Origin of the sequence: Pseudomonas sp. HMWF006, from assembly GCF_003061205.1 — a bacterium.
Taxonomy (GTDB): Bacteria; Pseudomonadota; Gammaproteobacteria; order Pseudomonadales; family Pseudomonadaceae; genus Aquipseudomonas; species Aquipseudomonas monsensis.
Genome location: NZ_QAIU01000451.1, coordinates 1 through 1,132 on the forward strand (window position 1 = coordinate 1; position 1,132 = coordinate 1,132).

The 1,132-nt window shown below is 61.4% G+C and carries 1 protein-coding gene; it reads left to right on the forward strand.

Annotation, left to right across the window (positions count from 1 at the left end):
- Positions 1-430: 430 nt before the first annotated feature.
- A partial coding sequence (locus DBR24_RS19500) for a GspE/PulE family protein (protein WP_177490627.1) occupies positions 431-1,132 on the forward strand: 702 nt, incomplete at its 3' end.

Sequence of the window (1,132 nt, forward strand, 5' to 3'; positions counted from 1 at the left end):
TTGGGGTTGCTGCGCAACCCAACGGGGATAAATCCCCTCGCCACAGTGGAATTGTGGGAGTTAAGGAGATGAGTGCGTTGCCTTGCACATGGACCAAAGCCGTACCGATTGAGGGGAGCAGACGCTTTTGAAACCAGCTCGCAATGTGCAACCCACCCCTGTGGTGAGGGGGTTTATCCCCGTTCGGCTGCGCAGCAGGCGTAAACCCGAAACACTCGGTATGTCTGGCGAAATTCGGTTGCAGGATTTGGGGTTGCTGCGCAACCCAGCGGGGATAAATCCCCTCGCCACAGTGGAACTGGGGGAGTTCAGGAGATGAGTGCGTTGCCTTGCACATGGACCAAAGCGGTGCCGATTGACGGGAGCAAACGCTTTTGAACCCTGCCCGCAATCTGCAACTCACCACAGTGGAGTTGGAGGAGTTCAGGAGATGAGTGCGTTGCCTTACGCCTGGGCCAAGGCGCAGCGGATTTTGTTGTGTGATGGGGTGTTGACGGTGTGCCCGTCGACGCCCGGCTGGTCGATCAGTGAGGCGCGGCGGCAGTTTGGCGCGACCACGATACAGCGCGTGCGCGATGACGAACTCGATGGCTTGCTCGCCAGCGCTTATGCCGATACTGGCAGCGCGGCGGCGGTGGTCGGTGCGGCGGAAAACGAAGTCGATCTCGACCGCCTGATGCAGGACATGCCGGAAATCACCGACTTGCTCGACACTCAGGACGGCGCGCCGGTGATTCGCATGATCAACGCGCTGCTCACCCAGGCCGCGCGCGATGAGGCCAGCGACATACATATCGAACCGTTCGAAACCCATTCGGTGGTGCGCTACCGGGTCGACGGCACCTTGCGTGATGTGGTTTCGCCGCGCAAGGCGCTGCACGGTGCGCTGGTGTCGCGAATCAAGATCATGGCCCAGCTCGACATCGCTGAAAAACGCCTGCCGCAGGACGGTCGCATCGCGTTGCGCGTGGCCGGGCGGCCAATCGACATTCGCGTCTCCACCGTGCCCACCGGGCATGGCGAAAGGGTGGTGATGCGTCTGCTGGACAAACAGGCCGGACGTCTGCATCTGGAAACCCTGGGCATGGACGCGCAAGTGCTGGCCAAACTCGACCACTTGATCCGCCAGCCC